Below are 17,516 nucleotides of genomic sequence, written 5' to 3'. Positions count from 1 at the left end.
TCGACGAAAGGGGATCCACCATGCGGCTGGCCGGCAAGAAGGCGGTCGTCACCGGCGCGGGCGGTGCGCTCGGCCAGGTCATCAGCCGGGCGCTGGCCCGGGAGGGCTGCGACGTGGCCGGGGTCGACCTGGCGCAGGAGGGGCTGACCCGGTTCGGCAAGACGGTACGGGAGGTGGGACGCGAGGCCCTCGAACTGGAGGCCGACCTCACCGACTTCGACGACGTCCAGCGGGCGGCCGACCAGGTACGGGACGACTGGGGCGGCATCGACGTCCTGGTCAACAACGCCGGCGGCGGCATGGTGCGGCCGTTCGCCGAGATGACGCCGCAGGACTGGCGGCGGATGGTCGACACCAACCTGACCAGCGTGTTCAACATGACCCGTGCGGCGCTGCCGGCCATGCGGGGCCGGGACGGCGGCCGGATCGTCAGCATCGCCTCGATCGCCGCGCTGCGCGGAGGGAGACTCGTACGGAACGCCACCGGCTACGCGGCGGCCAAGGCAGGCGTGGTCGGGCTGACCAAGGCGCTGGCGATCGAGCTGGCCGAGGAGGGGATCACCGTGAACTGCGTCGCGCCGGGCGCGCAGCACACTCCGGGCCGCGACCGGGACACCCCCGAGGTCCGGGAGGCGCTGCTCGCCCAGATCCCCACGCGTACCCTCGGCCGTCCCGAGGACCTCGCCGAGACGATCGTCTTCCTGTGCCTGCCGTCGGCCGCGTACCTGACCGGCGTGATCCTGCCGCAGGACGGCGGCCACTCCATCTGAAAGCCCACCCGGGAAGGAACGACCACCACATGGACGGTTCTGGTTCGCAGCGGGGTCGGCACCGCTACGACGAGGTGTACGGAGAGGGCGCGGCGGACCGGCTGCTGGCCGCGCTCAGCGGCCCCGGCGCCGATCTCGGACGCTACGGCATCGACTTCAACTTCGGCGAGATCTACTCCCGGCCCGGCCTGGACCTGCGGCAGCGGCAGATCGCCTCGATCGCCGCGCTGGTCGGCATGGGCGACTGCGCGCCGCAGCTCAAAGGGCACATCAACGCGGGGCTCAACGTCGGCCTCACCCCGGAGGAGATCGTCGAGGTGATCATCCACTGCGTCCAGTACACCGGTTTCCCGCGCGCCATCAACGCGGTGAACGTGGCCAAGGGCGTCTTCGCGGACCGGGCCGTCGCGGCCGGTAACGGGAAGGACGGCTGAGGTGACGACGATCGTTCTCATCGGCACCCTGGACACCAAGGGCCGGGAGTACGCCTGGTTGCGCGACCGGTTGCGGGAGCACGGCTGCACGCCGTTCGTCGTGGACGCCGGCACCGGCGACCCGGACGGCATCGTCCCGGACGTGAGCAACGTCGCGGTGGCCCGGGCCGCCGACAGCGACCTGGCGGAGCTGCGCGCCGCCGGTGACCGGGGAGCCGCCGTCGCGACCATGTCCGAGGGCGCCGCCGCCGTGCTCGCCGGCCTGTACGCCGGGGGCCGGGTCGACGGCGTGCTGGCCGTCGGCGGCAGCGGCGGCTCGGCCATCGCCGCCCGCGCGATGCGGGAGCTGCCCATCGGCGTGCCGAAGCTGCTGGTGTCGACCATGGCCTCGGGCGAGGTCTCCCCCTATGTCGGGGCCAAGGACGTCACGCTGACCTACAGCGTCGTGGACATCGCCGGTGTCAACCGGGTGTCGCGGCGGATCCTCGGCAACGCGGCCGCGGCGGTCGCCGGGATGGCCACCGCGTCCATCCCGGCCGGCGCCGACGAGCGCCCGCTGGTCGCCGCGTCGATGTTCGGCGTCACCACGCCCGCCGTCGAGGCGGCGCGGGCCCGGCTGGAGGAACTCGGCTACGAGGTGCTGGTCTTCCACGCCACCGGTGCGGGCGGCCGGGCGCTGGAGGGGCTGGCCGAGAGCGGGATGCTGGCCGGGGTGCTCGACCTGACCACCACCGAACTCGCCGACGACCTGGTCGGCGGCGTGCTGTCGGCGGGGCCGGACCGGCTGACCGCCGCCGGCGCGCACGGCGTGCCGCAGGTGGCCGCGCCGGGTGCCCTCGACATGGTCAACTTCGGCCCCCGCGACACCGTCCCGGACCGCTTCGCGGACCGCGACCTGTACGTCCACAACCCGACGGTGACGCTCATGCGCACCACCGCCGAGGAGATGGCCGAGCTGGGCCGGCGGATCGCCGGCCGGCTCCGGGCGGCGCGCGGCCCGGTCGCGCTCTACCTGCCGCGCCGTGGAGTGTCCGCGCTGGACGCCGAGGGCGCCGCCTTCCACCGGCCCGAGGCCGACGGGGAGTGCTTCGCCGAGCTGGCCAAGGGCGTGGCCGGGTCGTCCGTGGAACTGGTCGACCTCGACCTGCACATCAACGACCCGGAGTTCGGCCGGGCCATGGCCGAACGGCTGGACCTAATGATCAAAGATGCGGGAGGGACCACGTGAACCGCAGCACCGCACTGGACCGCCTCCGCGGCACGGTCGCGGCAGGCACCCCGATCATCGGCGCCGGGGCCGGCACCGGGCTGTCGGCCAAGTGCGCCGAGGCCGGCGGCGCCGACCTGATCATCATCTACAACTCCGGCCGCTACCGGATGGCCGGCCGGGGCTCGCTCGCCGGGCTGATGCCGTACGGCGACGCGAACCAGATCGTCCTGGACATGGCGGGCGAGGTGCTGCCGGTGGTGCGCGACACCCCCGTCCTGGCCGGAGTGTGCGGCACCGACCCCTTCCGGCTGATGCCCCGGTTCCTGGACCGGCTCGCCGAGACGGGCTTCAGCGGCGTGCAGAACTTCCCCACGGTCGGCCTGATCGACGGGGTGTTCCGGCAGAACCTGGAAGAGACGGGAATGGGCTTCGAGCTGGAGGTCGACATGATCCGGCTCGCCGCCGAGCGGGACCTGCTGACCGCGCCGTACGTCTTCGACACCGCCCAGGCCGAGGCGATGGCCGCGGCCGGCGCCGACGTGCTGGTGCCGCACATGGGCCTGACCACCAAGGGCAGCATCGGCGCGAACACCGCGATCGGGCTGGACGAGGCGGTCGAACGCGTCCAGGCGATGCGCGACGCGGCGGTGGCCGTCCGCCCGGACGTCATCGTGCTGTGCCACGGCGGTCCCATCGCCGAGCCCGCCGACGCCGCGTACGTCCTGGAGCACACCACGGGCGTGGCCGGCTTCTTCGGAGCCTCATCGGTCGAACGGCTGCCGACCGAACAGGCCATCACCGCCCAGGTGTCCGCCTTCAAGTCACTGCAGATCTGAGAGGACCGCCATGCACGTCACTCCCGGCGACGTCGCCACCATGTCCTTCGACTGGGGATCGATCAAGTGGTTCGTCACCCCGTCCCGCGTGCCCGGGGCGGGCAGCACCCTCGGTGAGGTGATCATCAATCCGGGCCGCGGCCACGCCCGGCACAACCACCCCGGCGCCGAGGAGATCATCTACGTCATCTCCGGCGAGGCCACCCAGATGGTGGACGACGGTGAGCCGTTCACCATCCGGGAGGGCGACACCGTCCACATCCCCAAGGGCGCCTACCACTCCACCCAGAACGACACCTGGCGGCCGCTGCGCCTGATCGTCACCTACACGCCCGGCGGCGAGGAGAAGGCGCTGGAGAGCGCCCCGGACTTCTGCCTGCACGAGGCCGGTGCCGTCCCGGAATGGTCGCAGGCCGGCCGGTGACCCTGATCAGGACGGCGCACGGCGGCACCTGGAGCCGGGACCGCCCCGCGTGGTCCACCCTCACGGCGGCCGGCCCCTTCCGGGTGCCGGCCGCCGGTGGGCGGTTCGACCGCCACCACCACGACTGCGACGAGTACTGGCTCATCATCACCGGCCGGGCCACCGTCACCAGCGGCCCGCACACCCACCTCGTCGGACCGGGCGACCTGCTGTGCACCCCGGCCGGTGAGGAGCACGACATCGTCGAGATCTACGGGGAGCTGACCGGGTTCTTCTTCGAGGGCCCGCTGCGCCCCGGCGGACGCCCCGGTCACCTGCACCGCGACCCCGCCCAGGCCACCGGCCACGGCGTTCCCTGCCGCCCGGAGCCCCCGGCCGGCCTTCCCCGCACCACCTGACCGGCCGACGGCCGATCACGAGCGTTGACAGAGCGATGCGAAAGGGTCCGCGATGACAGGCATGGCACGCCGGCAGTTCCTGGCCGGCACTGGACTGGCAGGGCTGGGCGGACTGACCGCGGGGCCGCTCGGATCGGCGGCCCGGGCCTCGGCGGCCGATGAGTCACCGGCCGCCGCGGGCCGTACGGCCGGGCCCGGCGAGATCCCGTACCCGACGCTCGCCCGTCCGTTCGCCATGCCGGGGGTGAAGGACCAGGACTGGACCGGCGCGCTGTTCGTCACCCGCGACGAGGCCCGGTTCGCGGTCCGGGTGGGCCTGCTGACGGCCACGGGAGGCCTGATCCGGGAGAAGATGACCAACAACCTGTGGCGCTTCGGTCCCTCCGCCCCCGACGGCGTCTACAAGCAGGTCACGGTCAGCTCGGACGACCGCAAGATCATGCCGGCGCACCTCGACGCGCTGCGTGAGGTGATCGCCCATCCCGACTGGTTCACCGCGCAGGAGCTCACCGACGCGCAGGCGTCGCTCCCGCAGCTGGAGCAGAAGTACGCGACGGTCCAGGCGCAGAAGCGCACCATCCGCGTCCGCTACGCGCGGACCGACGGCGGCCGCGGCGTCGTCGCGGCGGTGACCGCGCTCGACGCGGACCTGTCGATCGTGCTCGAGGTCGCGGCGCCGTGGACCGAGACCCCGAAGTTCGCGGTGGCGAACGGATGCGTGCTCGGCAGCGAACCCGGCGTCGCGAACGCGTCGAGGACCGGCTACTTCGCGCTCGCGCCGGGCGAGCCGGCCGAGCGTACGACGCTCTACGCCTCGGTCGCCGACATGGTCGCCGGTGAGACCGGCGGGTCCGGCGCGGCCGGCACCGCCGTCGCGGCGCTGCGCTACGACCTGGCCAAGGGACAGACGATCACCTTCACCGCGACCTGCGACGACGCGCCCGTCACCCTGAAACCCGCCCCGCGGGACGAGACGACGGCCCGGCTCGACGCCGCCCAGGCGCGTGTCGCCCGTGGATATCTCACCGGAACCGGGCCGGTGGGCCGCGTCGCCGACGCCGTACGGGACGCGCTGTCGCTCAACACCAACTACGACAAGACGACCCTGCGGAACTTCGTGATGTGGGGCTGGGGTGGCGCCGGCGGCCTGTTCACCGGCTGGGACTCCGCCTTCGACGCGATCGAGGCCACGTCGGTGAGCGTCGAGCTGGCCATGCAGCACGAGCGCGACGTCTTCGCCGCGCCGCCACCGCCCAACCAAGTGAAGATCAACGGACCGCGCTACGACCAGCAGAACTCCGGACCCATGCACGCGTACGCGGTGTGGCGCCTGTACACCAGGCTCGGGGACCGGGACCTCGTCGTCGCCGTCTATCCCCAGCTGGTCGCGTTCTTCGATCTGCTGCCGGAGTGGGACGCCGACGGCGACGGCCTGCTCGAAACGCCGTACTTCGGTGATCGGATCGGCGGGCGCGGCAACCATCTGGGGCTGGACGACAGCCCCGTCTACGCCGACTACCAGAAGGTCCCGAAGAAGGGCGGAAGCGGCGACCCGCGTCCGAACACCAACCTGACCGACGTGGCGCTCAACGCCTACTACGCGCTGATGGCCGAGCTCCTGGCGAAGATGGCGCGCCTGCAGGGCAAGGCGGCCGACGCGGCCCGGTTCGAGGCGGTGTACGAGCGGATCAAGGCAGGCGTCAACGACCGGCTCTGGAACGAGGAGCGCGGGCTGTACCTCAGCCGTTACCTGGACGGCGGCTGGAACGAGGTCGTGACACCGACGGTCTTCTATCCGCTGTTCGCCGGGATCGCCACGCCGGAGCGTGCCCGCGTGCTCGTCGCGGATCACCTGCTCGACCCGGAGGAGTTCTGGGGTGACTACGTCATCCCCAGCGTCGCACGCGACGACCCGACGTACTGCTCGGGAGGCCCGGTGCATCCGCGGTCGAAGCACTTCAAGTTCTTCACCAAGTACAACGACGGCACGGCGCCGGAGCAGTGGAAGGGCGCGGCGTGGCCGCCGATGAACTTCACCGTGTACGAGGGACTCAAGCGGTACGGCTTCGACCGGGAGGCCGGTGAGTTCGCGGCGCGGAGCACCCGCATGTACCTGGACGCCTACGACCGCGACGGATGGTTCCCGGAGTCGTTCGACCCGGAGCCCGATCAGTCGATCATGGACTCGGCCGTCGACACGGCGTGGCGCACCTACTCGTGGAGCAACGCGATGGCCATCCAGACCATTCACGAACTGCTGTCGGACGACCCGTGGGACGACCCGGAGGCGCTGATGTTCGGCAGCCTGACGCTCCCGGGCACGAACTCGGTGTCGAACCTGGTGCTGCGCGGTCACCGGTACGCGGTCACCGCGGGCCCTCGATCGACGACCGTGACCAGGGACGGGCGGCCGATCTTCCGCAGCGAGGGCGGACGGGTCGCCGTGCGCGACTTCGTACTGACCGAGAAGGGCGCCTCCTTCGACATCACCGCCGCCGCGCCCACGGACGTGAAGGTGATCCCCGGGAACGGCCGGGCCCACTCCGTGCGGGTGCCGGCCGGACACCGCCACGTCGAGCTCTGACGCCGGGCAGGGGCGCCGCTTGCGCGGGCCGGGGAGACAGGCCATCATCAGAGCATGATCTCCAACCGAAAGGGCGGCGACGCCCTCGCGCGTTGATCGCGCCCGCGCGGCGCGAAGACGCCGCCGAGACCGTCATCCGCGTCCGTGGCAAGAACGCTCACGACCGATGGCGGGAAGCTCTCAAGATCCGGCAGGAGTGGCTCGACCACGGCCTGTCCACCCGGCCGGCCGACCGGCGGACCGCCGAAGCGGCACTGACCGCCGTCTACGCGAGGATGGCGCGGCCGAAACCCCGGTTCACATGGGTCGAGTCTCCGCATCAGGCGATCCCGCTCATCGCGGGTTCGCCGACGCTCGACCAGCTGTACGCGTGGATCCGGGATCTTCGTCCGCGGGGGACACCACCACTGGCCAGCGATCTGGCCATGGTCGCGTCCCAGCTGCGCGGCACGCTCAGTGCCGGTGTCGCCCATCTGGACCCTGAGCTGTCCGCGGCGCGGAAGGACAAGGACAAGCCCTGGCCCGAACTGCCGCCGCTGACGGCGCTCGACACCGGTGTGCCTCTGGGCGTGGTGCTGCACCAGGGCATCCGCACCGCACTCCACCGGAGCCTCGCCACGGGGTTCCGCGAACCCGTTCTTCGCACGCTGGCCGGCGGACGCCCCGTCCCGGTGTGCTGGTACGGGCAACAGGACGCGGCGTGGGTCGCGTACTACGACACCCTGCACCGGCTCGGACTGGCCAGGTACGGGCCGGACGCACTCGACCACCTCGGCGACTGGGCGGCGCTGGCGCGTTCCTGCGGCTGGTGGTGGCCGGGCGAGGACGTGTGCGTCGTCGTGGAACGCCCCGAACTGGTGCAGACCGAACCGGTTCCCGGAACCTGGCACGACGAGGTCCGCCTCCGTCGCGGCGGCGTCCGCTACCGCGACGGCTGGCATCCGCTCCTGACCTGACCTGACCGACCGGCGGGCCGGGACGAGATCGCTTCTCTCGTCCCGGCCCGCCCCGATGCGGGGGGCGGCCCTGAGTACGAACCCGGTCCGTGACCGCGGGCCGTTATTCGGTGGCCGTACGGACGCGGCGGGCCAGGTAGGAGACGTCCGGGTGGGGGTGGGTGCGAAGCCGGCGCAGCAGCCCGCGCCAGGGAGCCGACCATCCGGCGCGGGGCCCGCAGGCCTGGACGAGCGCCACGGCGGCGGCCCCGGCGACGAGGTCGTCGCGTCCGGCCGCGGCGGTCGCGTGGGGGAGCACGTCGGCCGGATCCGGCGTGTCCGCGGAGGAAGGAACCGTCCCGGCCGCGCGGGCGTACCGGGCGGGCCCGTCCGCGAACGCCTCGGTGCCGCCCGCTCTCCGCGTCAGCACCCCGGCGACCTCGGCGATCGCGAAGGCCGAGCCGATCGGCCGGTCCAGCAGCGCGGCGAGGGTTCCCGGCCGGTCCCAGCGGAGGGTGGAGGCCGCGAGCAGTGCGCCGAGCGGTTCGGGCAGCACATCGTCCACCGCCGCGAGGACCGGATCGGCGTGGTCGCGGTCGGCTCGCGCCGCCCGGGCGAGCGCGGTGACGGCGGCGTCGAGGCGCTGCGCGACGGGAAGGTCGCGTTCCGGTTCCGCGTCGGCGGGCTCGTCGGCGGTGGCGAGTGCCGCGACGGCATTCCGCAGTTCCGTTCCCGCGTCACCGCTCATCGCGCAGGTGACGAGCCCGTCGAGGGCGATCCGCCAGGTGGCGGTCTCGGTGAGGTCCTGGAACCGGGCGGCGAGCGTGCCGGTGGCCTCCGGTGACCAGGACGCCCACGAGGGCAGCCAGCCGAGCGCCTCGCCCCGTACCGCCGGGTCGGCGGAGCGTGCGGCGTTCACGACCAGACCCGCGTACCGGGCGCGGTGGCGCGGCTCGACGGTGAGCGGCGCGGCGCCGAGAACCTGGCGGGCCAGGTCGCGGGAGCCCGCGACCGCCTCGGTCAGGATCCGCTCGCCGACCGGCAGGTCGAGGAGCTGCCGGGCGGCCGAGACGATGGCGGTACGGACGTCGCGGTGCTGTCCCTCCCGGTCCCAGGCCTGCGCGAGGATGCCCCCGGCGTCGGGGACGCGATGGTGGGCGATCAGCCGTACCGCCTCCTTGCGGGCGGTGATCTTTCCCTCCGCGAGGACCGGTGCGAGCGCGGCCGGCAACGCGCTCGGCGGGGTGAACCGGGCCGCCCGCGTGGCGGCGTACGCGGCGACGTGCGCGTCATCGCCGGTGACGTGGGCCAGCAGGTCGCCGAGCACGGATCGCGGGCTCGCGGTCCAGGCGGCGGCGGTCAGCGCCGCCCGCCGGACCAGCGGTTCCCGCGCACGCAGGTAACGGCGCAGCTCATCGGCCGAGGTGGAGGGCACGTCACCGATCAGGCGGACCGCACGGGCGCGTTCGCGCTCGGGCACGGAGCGGTCGGTGGCGGCCCGGTGCAGCAGCCTGAGGTAGGCCGCTCGCTGCGCGGCGGTCCACCGGCGCGGCCACGGCCGCGCGACGTAGGGGACGAAGGTGATCGAGCGACGCCAGAACCGGCCGCCCGGGATGTCGCCCGACAGCACGCTCCCCAGGAGATCGGTCCGTTCCGTCGCGAGGACGCGGAACACCGTGGGCAGCACCACGGACGAACGGTCCACCCCGATGACGTGCTCCACGCGTTCGGCCCGGGTGCGCGATGGGCGGAGCCAATGCTCGATCGCCCGGGTGATGACGCTGTCGCGCTTGGCGTGCAGGGCGCTCTCCAGGGCCGCCTGCAGCTCCGGCACGTCGTCGCCCCGGCGGCCGAGCGCCGTCGCCAGGGCGAAGGTGAGCCGGAACTCGTCCCTGGCGCTGTCCCGCTCCAGCCAGGGCACGAGGCCACGCACCAGCGCGTGCTCGTCGCCGCGACGCAGGCAGTCGTCGAGACGGCCGATGAGGACCCCGCTGCCGCGGTCGGCGAGCGTGCCGAGCGCGTCGAGCGCGAAGGCCGTCAGGTCGCGGTCGCCACGGGAGGCACCCTGCCGGAAGGCCGACGCGACGAGCCGGGAGAGCGCGTGCACGGTCTGATGGGACAGGTCACGTGCGTTGAGGGCGTCCTCGACGAACCGGCCGAGCGCGGCGGTGTGCCCGGCCCGCAACAGGCCCGGCGGCACCGCGGTGAGCGCCCGCAACGCCCGCTGCCGCACCGGGTCCTGCTCATTGCGGAGCCTCGCCAGTGACCCGAGCGCGTCGCTGAAGATCTCCGGGTCCCGGCCGCGTCCCGCGCAGGCGATCAGCAGCTCGTAGCCGCGCCCTCGCTCCTCGGCATCGGCGCGCCGCGTCACCTCCCGCAGCGTGTCGGCGGCCTGCTCGTAGGGGAGGAAGGCGGTGACCTCGAGGATCCGCCACGGGTCATCGGCGACCTTGCGCAGCCCCAGCATCCGGTGGGCCTCGCGGCCGCGCCGGGCCAGGGGCAGGACGTCGAGCACCGCGGGCGCGAGTTCCCTGGCGGAAAGGTCGATGCCCGCCATGGCCGCGTCGAAGACCGGCTCCCTGCGGGCGGGCGGGAACGCCCTGAGCAGGAGGACCAGCGCGGCGTCGTCCTCCCGCACGGCCCGCAGCAGCTCGGCCAGCCGGGGTTCGGGCAGCAGCCGGACCAGCCGTTCGCGCACGCTCCTGGCCCGGAGCAGCCGGCCCAGCGACGGGCGGGCGTCCGGACGCAGCAACAGGTCGCACATCCGCTCGGGAGCAGCGGCGATCAGCACACCCAGCTTGGGTACGAGCGCGCTGCTCGGCCCGGTCGGCTCCCAGTACCCCTCCAGCAGGCCGATCACCCGCAGCGGGAAGTGGCGTACGGCCTCGGCCAGGCCGGGGCCCCGCGACGTCCACCACCCCCGGCGCAGCTGCCGGGGGAGCTGGGCCAGTTCCCGTTCGGCCTGGTCGAGCATTGACCGAGGATGAAGATAGCCCAGCGTGCTCCAGTTGGGAACGGCGTAGGAGAGCTCCGGCAGCAGGCGGTCCACCGCCTCGGCACCGCAGGCGGGAAGCAACGCCGCGGCCTCCCGGTCGCCCCACCGGTCGCGGACCGGTCCGAGCAGGCTCTCGGCGAGATCGGCACGGCGGTGCCGGCGGACGGTCCGGTACAGCAGGGCGCGCGACTCCGCCGGCGCGTCCCTGAGGAAGGCGGCCAGCGCCGTCGCGTCGGTGGCGCCGAGCCGTACGGCCGCGCCGATCGCCGTGGCGGCGACGTCGGCATCGGCGTCTCCGACCGCGGCGGCGATGTGGTCCAGCGCAGCCTCATCACGCGCGGCCGCCGCGATGAACAGGCCCAGCGAACGCTCATAGGCACCGCGCTCGCCCAGCTCGCCGAGCAGGCGAGCCCGCTCTGCGGGGTCCAGTCGTGTGCGGAGCCCGGCGAGACGTGCGCATCGCGCCCGATAGGTCAGTGGCTCGATCTCGGCCAGCAGCTCGTCGGCATGCATGACCAAGATCCTGCCGGACGGCCGCTCAGGGATACGACCGCTTTTTGTCATTCTCGGCCGGATGCGCCGACCGTTTGGGGAGAGCGGAAGAGGCGATCCGGATCGTAGCGGTCTTTGACCTTGAGCAGCTTTGAGTAGTTACTACCGAAGTAGGCCTGCTTCCAATCCGTGAGTCCGGCGTCGGCGTAGTTCTGATACGCCTGCCCGCTCGCGTACGGCTTCATCGCGGTGTGGAGCGCGCGCAGCCAGGCTTGCTGAGCTCGGACCGCGGCGCTCGGCGCGGTCGTTTCCCACGTCGTGGTGAACTGCCCGTTGAAGAGGCCGTCGCGGTGCACGAACGCGGTGGCGTCCGCGCGCACTCGGTTCACGGCGCCGCCCAGTGCGTCGAAGGCGATCCCGCCCTGGCCGCCGCCTGCGAGGCCGCCGCGGGTACGGACCGCGGACAGGATCGCGTCGATGCCCGCCGTCGTCATCGGGCGGGTGAAGATGTGCGAGGCCGCATACTCGCATTCGCGGGTTTCCCGTCCGGCGGACGTCTGCCCGGGAAGGCCGCCCGGGAGATGGCATTGATCGGCGCTGAGTGTCGTGCAACCGGCTTCGATCATCATCGCGTGCCCGTAGGTGGTCGGCTCGATCACCTGTGAGGAGGGTTCCGCGCCGATCCGGGACTTCAAGGTTTCGATCAGCCGTTCGGCGTCCTCCTGGGCGCCGAGGTAGGTGCCCCCTACCTGGACCGTGGGGCCGGCCTGGCCTTGGCCGTTCAGAACGTGGAGATTCGACCACAGTTCATCCGGCGCGAACGGCGCCCAACGCTGCCACGCGTCGATCACCGATGTGGCCACGGGCCATGGCCAGCCGATGAAGAACACGACGATATCGGAGGTGGAATGGGTGGAGAAGGTGAAATCGGTCGCTATGCCGAAGGTGGCTCCGCCCCCTCCACGGCAGGCCCAGAACAGATCGGGGTTGTTCCCGTCGTCACAGGTGAGCCGCCGCCCGTCCGCGGTCACCAGTTCGACCGCGCGGAGCCGGTCGGAGAGGATCCCGTATTTGCGGGCGACCACGCCGACGCCACCGCCGAGAGTCAGGCCGGAGATGCCGACGGTCGGACAGGATCCCGCCGGTATCGCGACGCCCTGGGCGGTCAGCCGGTCATAGACGTCGACCAGCCGTGCCCCGGCGCCGATCCGCGCGGTGCCCGACGACGTGTCGGCCCGAATCGACGACATCGGGCTCACGTCGATGACCAGGCCCTCGACGAGCGACGCACCGGTGTAGCTGTGCCCTCCGCACCGCGGCGCCACCGGCAGGCCATAACGCCGGACGAAATTCACGCACTCCGCGACATCGTGCGGATTCTCGCAGTAGGCGATGCCCGAAGGCCTGATCGTGTCGAAGCGTGGATTGAAGTTCTTGCGCGCCATCGCGTAATCGGTGTCACCCGGCCTGATGAGCCGCCCCTGCAGAGATTGCTTCAGCGCCGACCAGTCCGCGTTCTTCGGCGTGGAAGACGCGCGGCGTGGACCGTGCGACGTCGCACTGGTGCCGGTGGGCCTGCACGCACCGCCGACGGTCGTTGTGAGCGCCCCGGTCACCGTGAGTCCTGCGGCGCGTATGAACTCTCTCCGCCTCATGCGGTTACCAGGGTCCTTTCTCCGGGGAATTCCCGCGATCGGGCACATCTGTGTAGATGCGGCCGAGACCGGAAGAGTTCGTGCGTCGCCGTGTCCCGGGTCAACGGGAACGGGTATGGCAGGCCCGCGAACATGCCGGTGGCCGCGGTGCCCAGTGGAAACCGGGCACCGCGGCCACCGGTGCGATGCGGGTGGGCTACCAGTCCAGACCGGCGGCGGTCTGGTTCTTGATGTAGGCGGGAATGTCCGTCTGCTCCGCGACAGCGAGGGCCGACTCGACCGTCATACCGTCCCGCAGCACGTGCTGGCGGAACACCGAGTACATCGGGATGTCCCAGTACTTGGTGTTCTGGTAGTTCTTCAGTACCGCGTTCGACCCCCAGTACACGCCGGACGTGTCGACCTTGGAAAGCTCCGGAACGGCCTTACCGAAGCTGTCCTCGACCGCCGGGGTCCGCAGAACTCCCTTGATGCCGTGGCTCGACAACTCGGTCTGCCCCTGCTCGGACACCAGCCACTTCACGATGTTGAGCGCGTCCTGCTGGTGGGTCGACTGCGGCGGGATGAAGGCCGCGGTCTGGTTGGGCTGGTACGTCGACGTCGAACCCTGCTTGAGCACCGGGATCGAAGTGACACCGACGTCGATGCTCTTGCGCAGCTCGTCGTATTTCGCCGTGTCGCTCTGCTTGATGAACTCGTTGCTGCCGGCGTAGGTGGGGAGTCTGCTCAGCGTGTCCACGGCCATCGCGACGTGGCCCGGACGGCTCATGTCGCCCTTGAGGAAGTCGTCGACCGTGGTGAATCCGTTGTGCGGGATCGAGAGGAACCGGTTGAGGTTGTCGCCGAGCTCTTGCCACCCCGGTGTGGTGAGGTCCACCTTCGCGTCCTCGGGCTTCGGGGTCCAGCTGTCGGTCGGCGTGAACGGGTACAGACCCGACTGGTTGTACTGCAGGTATTGGTCGGGGTGCTGCATGTACCCCTTGTAGGCGTCGGTTCCCACCTGCCGGGTCAGCTTCTTGGCCAGCTTGTAGATCTGGTCGTAGGTCATCCCCGACTTCGGGTACTTCACCCCGAACTTGTCGAAGATCTTTTTGTTGTAGTAAAGGACGTAGTCGTCCTCGAAGACGGGAACGCCGTACAGCTTGCCCTCGGAGCGCGACTTCACCTGCTCCACCGCGCCCTGGTTGAGCTTGCTGAGGTCGAGCCCGGCCTGCTGGACCATGGACGTCATGTCCTGCACCCAGCCGCGCGGCTTGAGGTCCCGGGCGATCCGCTGGTACGGATTGTCGAGGATGATGTCAGGCACGACGCCGGCCGCCTGAAGGTCCTCATAGCGCACCGGGTAGTCCCAGGTGGCGTACTTGATCTTGAGGTTCGGGAAGGCCTGCCGCAGCTTGTTGCCGATGACGTTGTTGAAGACGCTCTCGGCCTCGCGCTGACCGTCGGCGTTCGCCTCGAACGGCTTGTAGTTGGCCGCGAAGATGAAGACTTCATCCTTCTTGACGCAGAAGGGCACGTTGTAGCGGTTGGGCACGTTGACGCCGTCGGTGCAGTCATCCGCGGCGGTGCCCGCCTTCTGACCGGCGACCGCCGCATGCGGCGCCCAGCCGAGCAACAGCGCCGCGACCGCCGAGGCGATCAGCCGTCGTGCGAACTTGCCTTTCACGTTCCTTGTACCTCCACGTATCGGGTTCCGCGGTCGTCTCGATCAACGCCGTGCTGGTCGGGCATCTCCCTGGCCCACCCGCACGAGGCTGAGAGCCGCCGCCGGATGCTCATCGCCGGCCACTCCTTCCGCGATCTCGGCGTTTCGGCGAGGAAAAGGTTTTCCCAAGTGTGTAACCGACTTCCCGGGGCTCGTCAATCGTTTGACCGGGTGGCCGGTCCCGGCCACGGCCGGTCGGACACCGCCGCGCCGGGCGGCCTGCCATGCCGCCGTGACCTCCCTCGACACCTGCCGCCGACGCGAGGACCGGTGCCGCGTGACGCCTCGGACGGAGCGCCTCCGGCGGCGGCGCCACGGACCTCCGACGTGCGACGCCTCAGGTGAATCCGTTCCGCGCGGCCGCCTCGGACCGGCGGCGCGCGACGCCCCGGGTGGAGCGGCGGACCGCCTCCGCGGGGGACGGTCGCGACGCCGCGCCGGGGGCTGTCTGCGATATGACGCCGCAAACGCCCGGTAGCGCCACGAATGTCCGGCGTCAAGGTCTTGACGCCTCCGCGTTGCAACAGCGACCGTTGCTCGGGAAAAGGATTTCCCGAAACCCGCCCTGGTGAGGCGGGCTCGGGCTGCGTGAGGGAGACCGCCGTGCGACTTCTCTGCCGGTTCCTGATGGTCGTGAGTCTGTGCGCGGCGGCGCTGATGGTCGTGCCCGCAGGCCCGGAGGCCTTCGCGGCGCCGAGCCCGGCGACCTTCGGGCCGAACGACCCGCGGATCGAGTTCGAGGGTCACTGGGCGAAGGACGACGACCTGGCGATCACCGTGAACTCCGGCTCGTCGCTGCGGTTCCGGTTCACCGGCGGCACGCTGGCCGCGCAGTTCAAGACGGCGAGCATCACCGTGCCGTCGCAGGTCTACGTCTCGGTCGACCGCGGTGAGCCGAAGCCGGTGAAGGTCGACAGCGACCGGATCGTGCTGGCGGAGGGCCTCGATCCGGCGGTGACCCACACCGCGGAGATCGTCGTCAAGGACGTCGACGAGTACGAGAACCGCTGGAGCATGCCGCTGCAGTCCGGCATCGTGCTGTCGAAGATCGAACTCGCGCCCGGCGCGACGCTGGAGTCGCTGCCGCGCACCCCACAGCACCGGCTGGAGTTCTACGGCGACTCGATCACCGAGGGCGTGATGGCGCTCTGCCCGACGCTCGGAGTCGACTGCGCCGACGGCACGAAGGACTACGCCTACCTGGTCGGCAAGGCGTTCGACGCCCAGACCAACCAGGTCGGCTTCGGCAAGCAGGGCATCATCCAACCCGGCCACGGCAACGTCGGTACCGCCGCGGAGTCCTTCGGCTGGAATCTGTCCGGCCATCCGGCGGCGCCGTTCGATCCCGACGCGGTGGTGGTCAACTTCGGCGCCAACGACGCGGCCTACTCCGGAGACCGGTTCACGCCGCGCTACGAGGCGTACCTGCGCCAGATCAGGGCCGCGGCCCCCGGCGCGCTGATCCTCGCGATGCGGCCCTTCGACGGCACCCACGCCTCCGACATCGCCGCCGCCGTCAAGGCGCAGCACGACCGGCGCACCGTGTACGTCGACACCACCGGCTGGCTCGGTGCGAGCGACTACAACGGCGGCTCGCACCCGAACATCGAGGGGCACCGCAAGGCCGCCACCCGGCTGAGCGCGGTGATGGAGCGGCTGACCGGCTGGCACGCGGCCGCGCCCGGCGACGACGCCGCCCCCCGGCTGGCTCCGGACGGCGTGCGGCGGTCCACCTGCACCGACAGCCCGTTGCGGCTGACCTTCGCCGGACCGGTCGAGCTCGGTGTGCGCGGCCGGCTCCAGGTGCGTCGCGCCGGCGGCGCGGTGGTCGACACCATCGACCTCGCGGACCCGGCGAGCTACCAGCGCACCGTCGGCGGCGCCCGCTCCGACTTCGGCGAACCGCATCGGTGGGCGTACGAGCCGGTGGTCGTCGAGGGGCGTACGGCAACGGTCTACCTGCACGCGAAGCTCCCGCCCGGCCAGGTCTACCACGTGACCGTCGACCCCGGCTTCTTCGTCGGAAACGGCGGCATCGGCTCCCGGACGGCCTGGACGTTCCGCACCGGGCCCGACCCGAAACCCGGCACCGCCCGGCTGACCGTCGACGGTGGCGGCGGCGCGGACTTCTGCACCGTGCAGGGCGCGGTCGACTTCGTGGCGGAGGGCAATGACAGGCCGGTGCGGATCGACGTCGCCCCGGGGTTCTACCGCGAGCTGGTGTACGTCCCGCAGACGAAGCCGCACATCGCCATCCGCGGCGCCGGCGCCGGACGCACCACGATCGGCTACCCGAACAACAACCTGCTGAACGGCGACTACGCGATGGCCAACGTGCCGATCGAGCAGGCGTACTGCCCGCGCCGGGTGCTGGCCGACCCGGACCGGTTCAACTGCTGGCGGGCCGCGATGGGGGTCGACGCCGACGACTTCGCGATGTCCGGCGTCACGGTGCGGAACCTGACCCCGTACCACGGCTCGCAGGCGGAGGCGTTCCGCGGCAACGGTGACCGGATCGTGCTGGACCGGGTCCGGATCCTCGGCTACCAGGACAGCCTGCGGCTCCAAGGGAAGGCGGTCGTGACCGGCGCCTACGTCGAGGGCGACGTCGACTTCGTGTGGGGCACCGGCGGGGTGTTCATGCGGGACTCGGAGCTGAAGGCGCTCCACGAGGGCTACTACAACCAGGTCCGCAACACCGACACCGGCCCCGGGAACGTGTTCGTGAACGTCCGGCTGACCCGGGCGCCGGACGTGCCGGACGACAGCGTCTTCCTGGGCCGTGTCGAGCTGAGCCGGTTCCCGACGAGCCAGGTGGTGTTCATCGACTCCGCGATGGACAAGCACGTGAAGCGGGCCGGCTGGCAGATCACCAGCCCGAACGACTGCGCGGCCGCCGGACAACTGCGGTTCTGGGAGTACCACAGCACCGACCTGGCCGGGAAACCGCTCGACACGAGCGCTCGGCTCGCGTGCTCGCGGCAGCTGACGGACGACGAGGCGGCCAAGCTGCGCGACCCGTCGTACGTCCTCGGCTGGGATCCGCGGCCCGCGCTCCAGACCCTGCGAGAAAGGTGA

Annotated in this window: 12 protein-coding genes; 9 read left to right on the top strand and 3 right to left on the bottom strand. The window is 71.5% G+C overall.

From position 1 onward, the window contains the following. Window positions 1-20: 20 nt before the first annotated feature. From QSK37_RS17555 to QSK37_RS17520, 8 genes are all read left to right on the top strand, one after another. A complete protein-coding gene (locus QSK37_RS17555) occupies window positions 21-770 on the top strand; it encodes an SDR family NAD(P)-dependent oxidoreductase (RefSeq protein WP_285622097.1) in 750 nt (249 codons plus the stop codon). A gap of 29 nt (window positions 771-799) precedes the next feature. Continuing rightward, on the top strand, window positions 800-1,204 hold the full coding sequence (locus tag QSK37_RS17550) for a carboxymuconolactone decarboxylase family protein (RefSeq protein WP_285622095.1): 405 nt from the start codon (window positions 800-802) through the stop codon (window positions 1,202-1,204). A gap of 1 nt (window position 1,205) precedes the next feature. Then, a complete protein-coding gene (locus QSK37_RS17545) occupies window positions 1,206-2,432 on the top strand; it encodes a Tm-1-like ATP-binding domain-containing protein (RefSeq protein WP_285622093.1) in 1,227 nt (408 codons plus the stop codon). Continuing rightward, a complete protein-coding gene (locus tag QSK37_RS17540) occupies window positions 2,429-3,250 on the top strand; it encodes a phosphoenolpyruvate hydrolase family protein (RefSeq protein ID WP_285622091.1) in 822 nt (273 codons plus the stop codon). The genes QSK37_RS17545 and QSK37_RS17540 overlap by 4 nt, the downstream gene beginning before the upstream one ends. A gap of 10 nt (window positions 3,251-3,260) precedes the next feature. Beyond that, window positions 3,261-3,674, top strand: a complete 414-nt coding sequence (locus QSK37_RS17535) for a cupin domain-containing protein (protein ID WP_285578661.1) — start codon at window positions 3,261-3,263, stop codon at window positions 3,672-3,674. Next, window positions 3,671-4,072: a cupin domain-containing protein gene (locus tag QSK37_RS17530; RefSeq protein ID WP_285622089.1), complete on the top strand. Its 402-nt coding sequence runs from the start codon at window positions 3,671-3,673 to the stop codon at window positions 4,070-4,072. The genes QSK37_RS17535 and QSK37_RS17530 overlap by 4 nt, the downstream gene beginning before the upstream one ends. Window positions 4,073-4,124: 52 nt before the next feature. Then, entirely contained in the window at window positions 4,125-6,656 is a 2,532-nt protein-coding gene (locus QSK37_RS17525; RefSeq protein ID WP_285622086.1) for an amylo-alpha-1,6-glucosidase, read from the top strand. A gap of 92 nt (window positions 6,657-6,748) precedes the next feature. Then, window positions 6,749-7,612, top strand: coding sequence for a DUF6745 domain-containing protein (locus QSK37_RS17520; protein WP_285622083.1), 864 nt, complete (start codon window positions 6,749-6,751; stop codon window positions 7,610-7,612). A 103-nt stretch (window positions 7,613-7,715) separates the two neighbouring features. Here QSK37_RS17520 and QSK37_RS17515 read toward each other — a convergent pair whose 3' ends face one another. The 3 genes from QSK37_RS17515 to QSK37_RS17505 all read right to left on the bottom strand — a co-directional run bounded on the left by QSK37_RS17515 (window position 7,716) and on the right by QSK37_RS17505 (window position 14,399). Beyond that, window positions 7,716-11,099: a hypothetical protein gene (locus QSK37_RS17515; RefSeq protein ID WP_285622082.1), complete on the bottom strand. Its 3,384-nt coding sequence runs from the start codon at window positions 11,097-11,099 to the stop codon at window positions 7,716-7,718. Between the two features lie 47 nt (window positions 11,100-11,146). Continuing rightward, entirely contained in the window at window positions 11,147-12,694 is a 1,548-nt protein-coding gene (locus tag QSK37_RS17510) for an FAD-binding oxidoreductase (RefSeq protein WP_285622079.1), read from the bottom strand. A 235-nt stretch (window positions 12,695-12,929) separates the two neighbouring features. After that, window positions 12,930-14,399: an ABC transporter substrate-binding protein gene (locus QSK37_RS17505; protein WP_285622076.1), complete on the bottom strand. Its 1,470-nt coding sequence runs from the start codon at window positions 14,397-14,399 to the stop codon at window positions 12,930-12,932. A 642-nt stretch (window positions 14,400-15,041) separates the two neighbouring features. Between QSK37_RS17505 and QSK37_RS17500 the strand changes: the two genes are divergently transcribed. Then, window positions 15,042-17,516 (top strand): pectinesterase family protein, encoded by a 2,475-nt coding sequence (locus tag QSK37_RS17500; RefSeq protein WP_285622073.1) that lies wholly within the window; start codon window positions 15,042-15,044, stop codon window positions 17,514-17,516.

The organism is Actinoallomurus iriomotensis (assembly GCF_030269445.1).
Classification (GTDB): domain Bacteria; phylum Actinomycetota; class Actinomycetes; order Streptosporangiales; family Streptosporangiaceae; genus Actinoallomurus; species Actinoallomurus iriomotensis.
Note: the sequence above shows the minus strand (reverse complement) of the source record. Positions and strands in the feature narration are given on the sequence as shown.

Coding starts and splice junctions, on each gene's coding strand:
- QSK37_RS17555 (WP_285622097.1), top strand. CDS start 21: ATGCGGCTGGCCGGCAAGAAGGCGGTCGTCACCGGCGCGGGCGGTGCG.
- QSK37_RS17550 (WP_285622095.1), top strand. CDS start 800: ATGGACGGTTCTGGTTCGCAGCGGGGTCGGCACCGCTACGACGAGGTG.
- QSK37_RS17535 (WP_285578661.1), top strand. CDS start 3,261: ATGCACGTCACTCCCGGCGACGTCGCCACCATGTCCTTCGACTGGGGA.
- QSK37_RS17525 (WP_285622086.1), top strand. CDS start 4,125: ATGACAGGCATGGCACGCCGGCAGTTCCTGGCCGGCACTGGACTGGCA.
- QSK37_RS17515 (WP_285622082.1), bottom strand. CDS start 11,099: ATGCATGCCGACGAGCTGCTGGCCGAGATCGAGCCACTGACCTATCGG.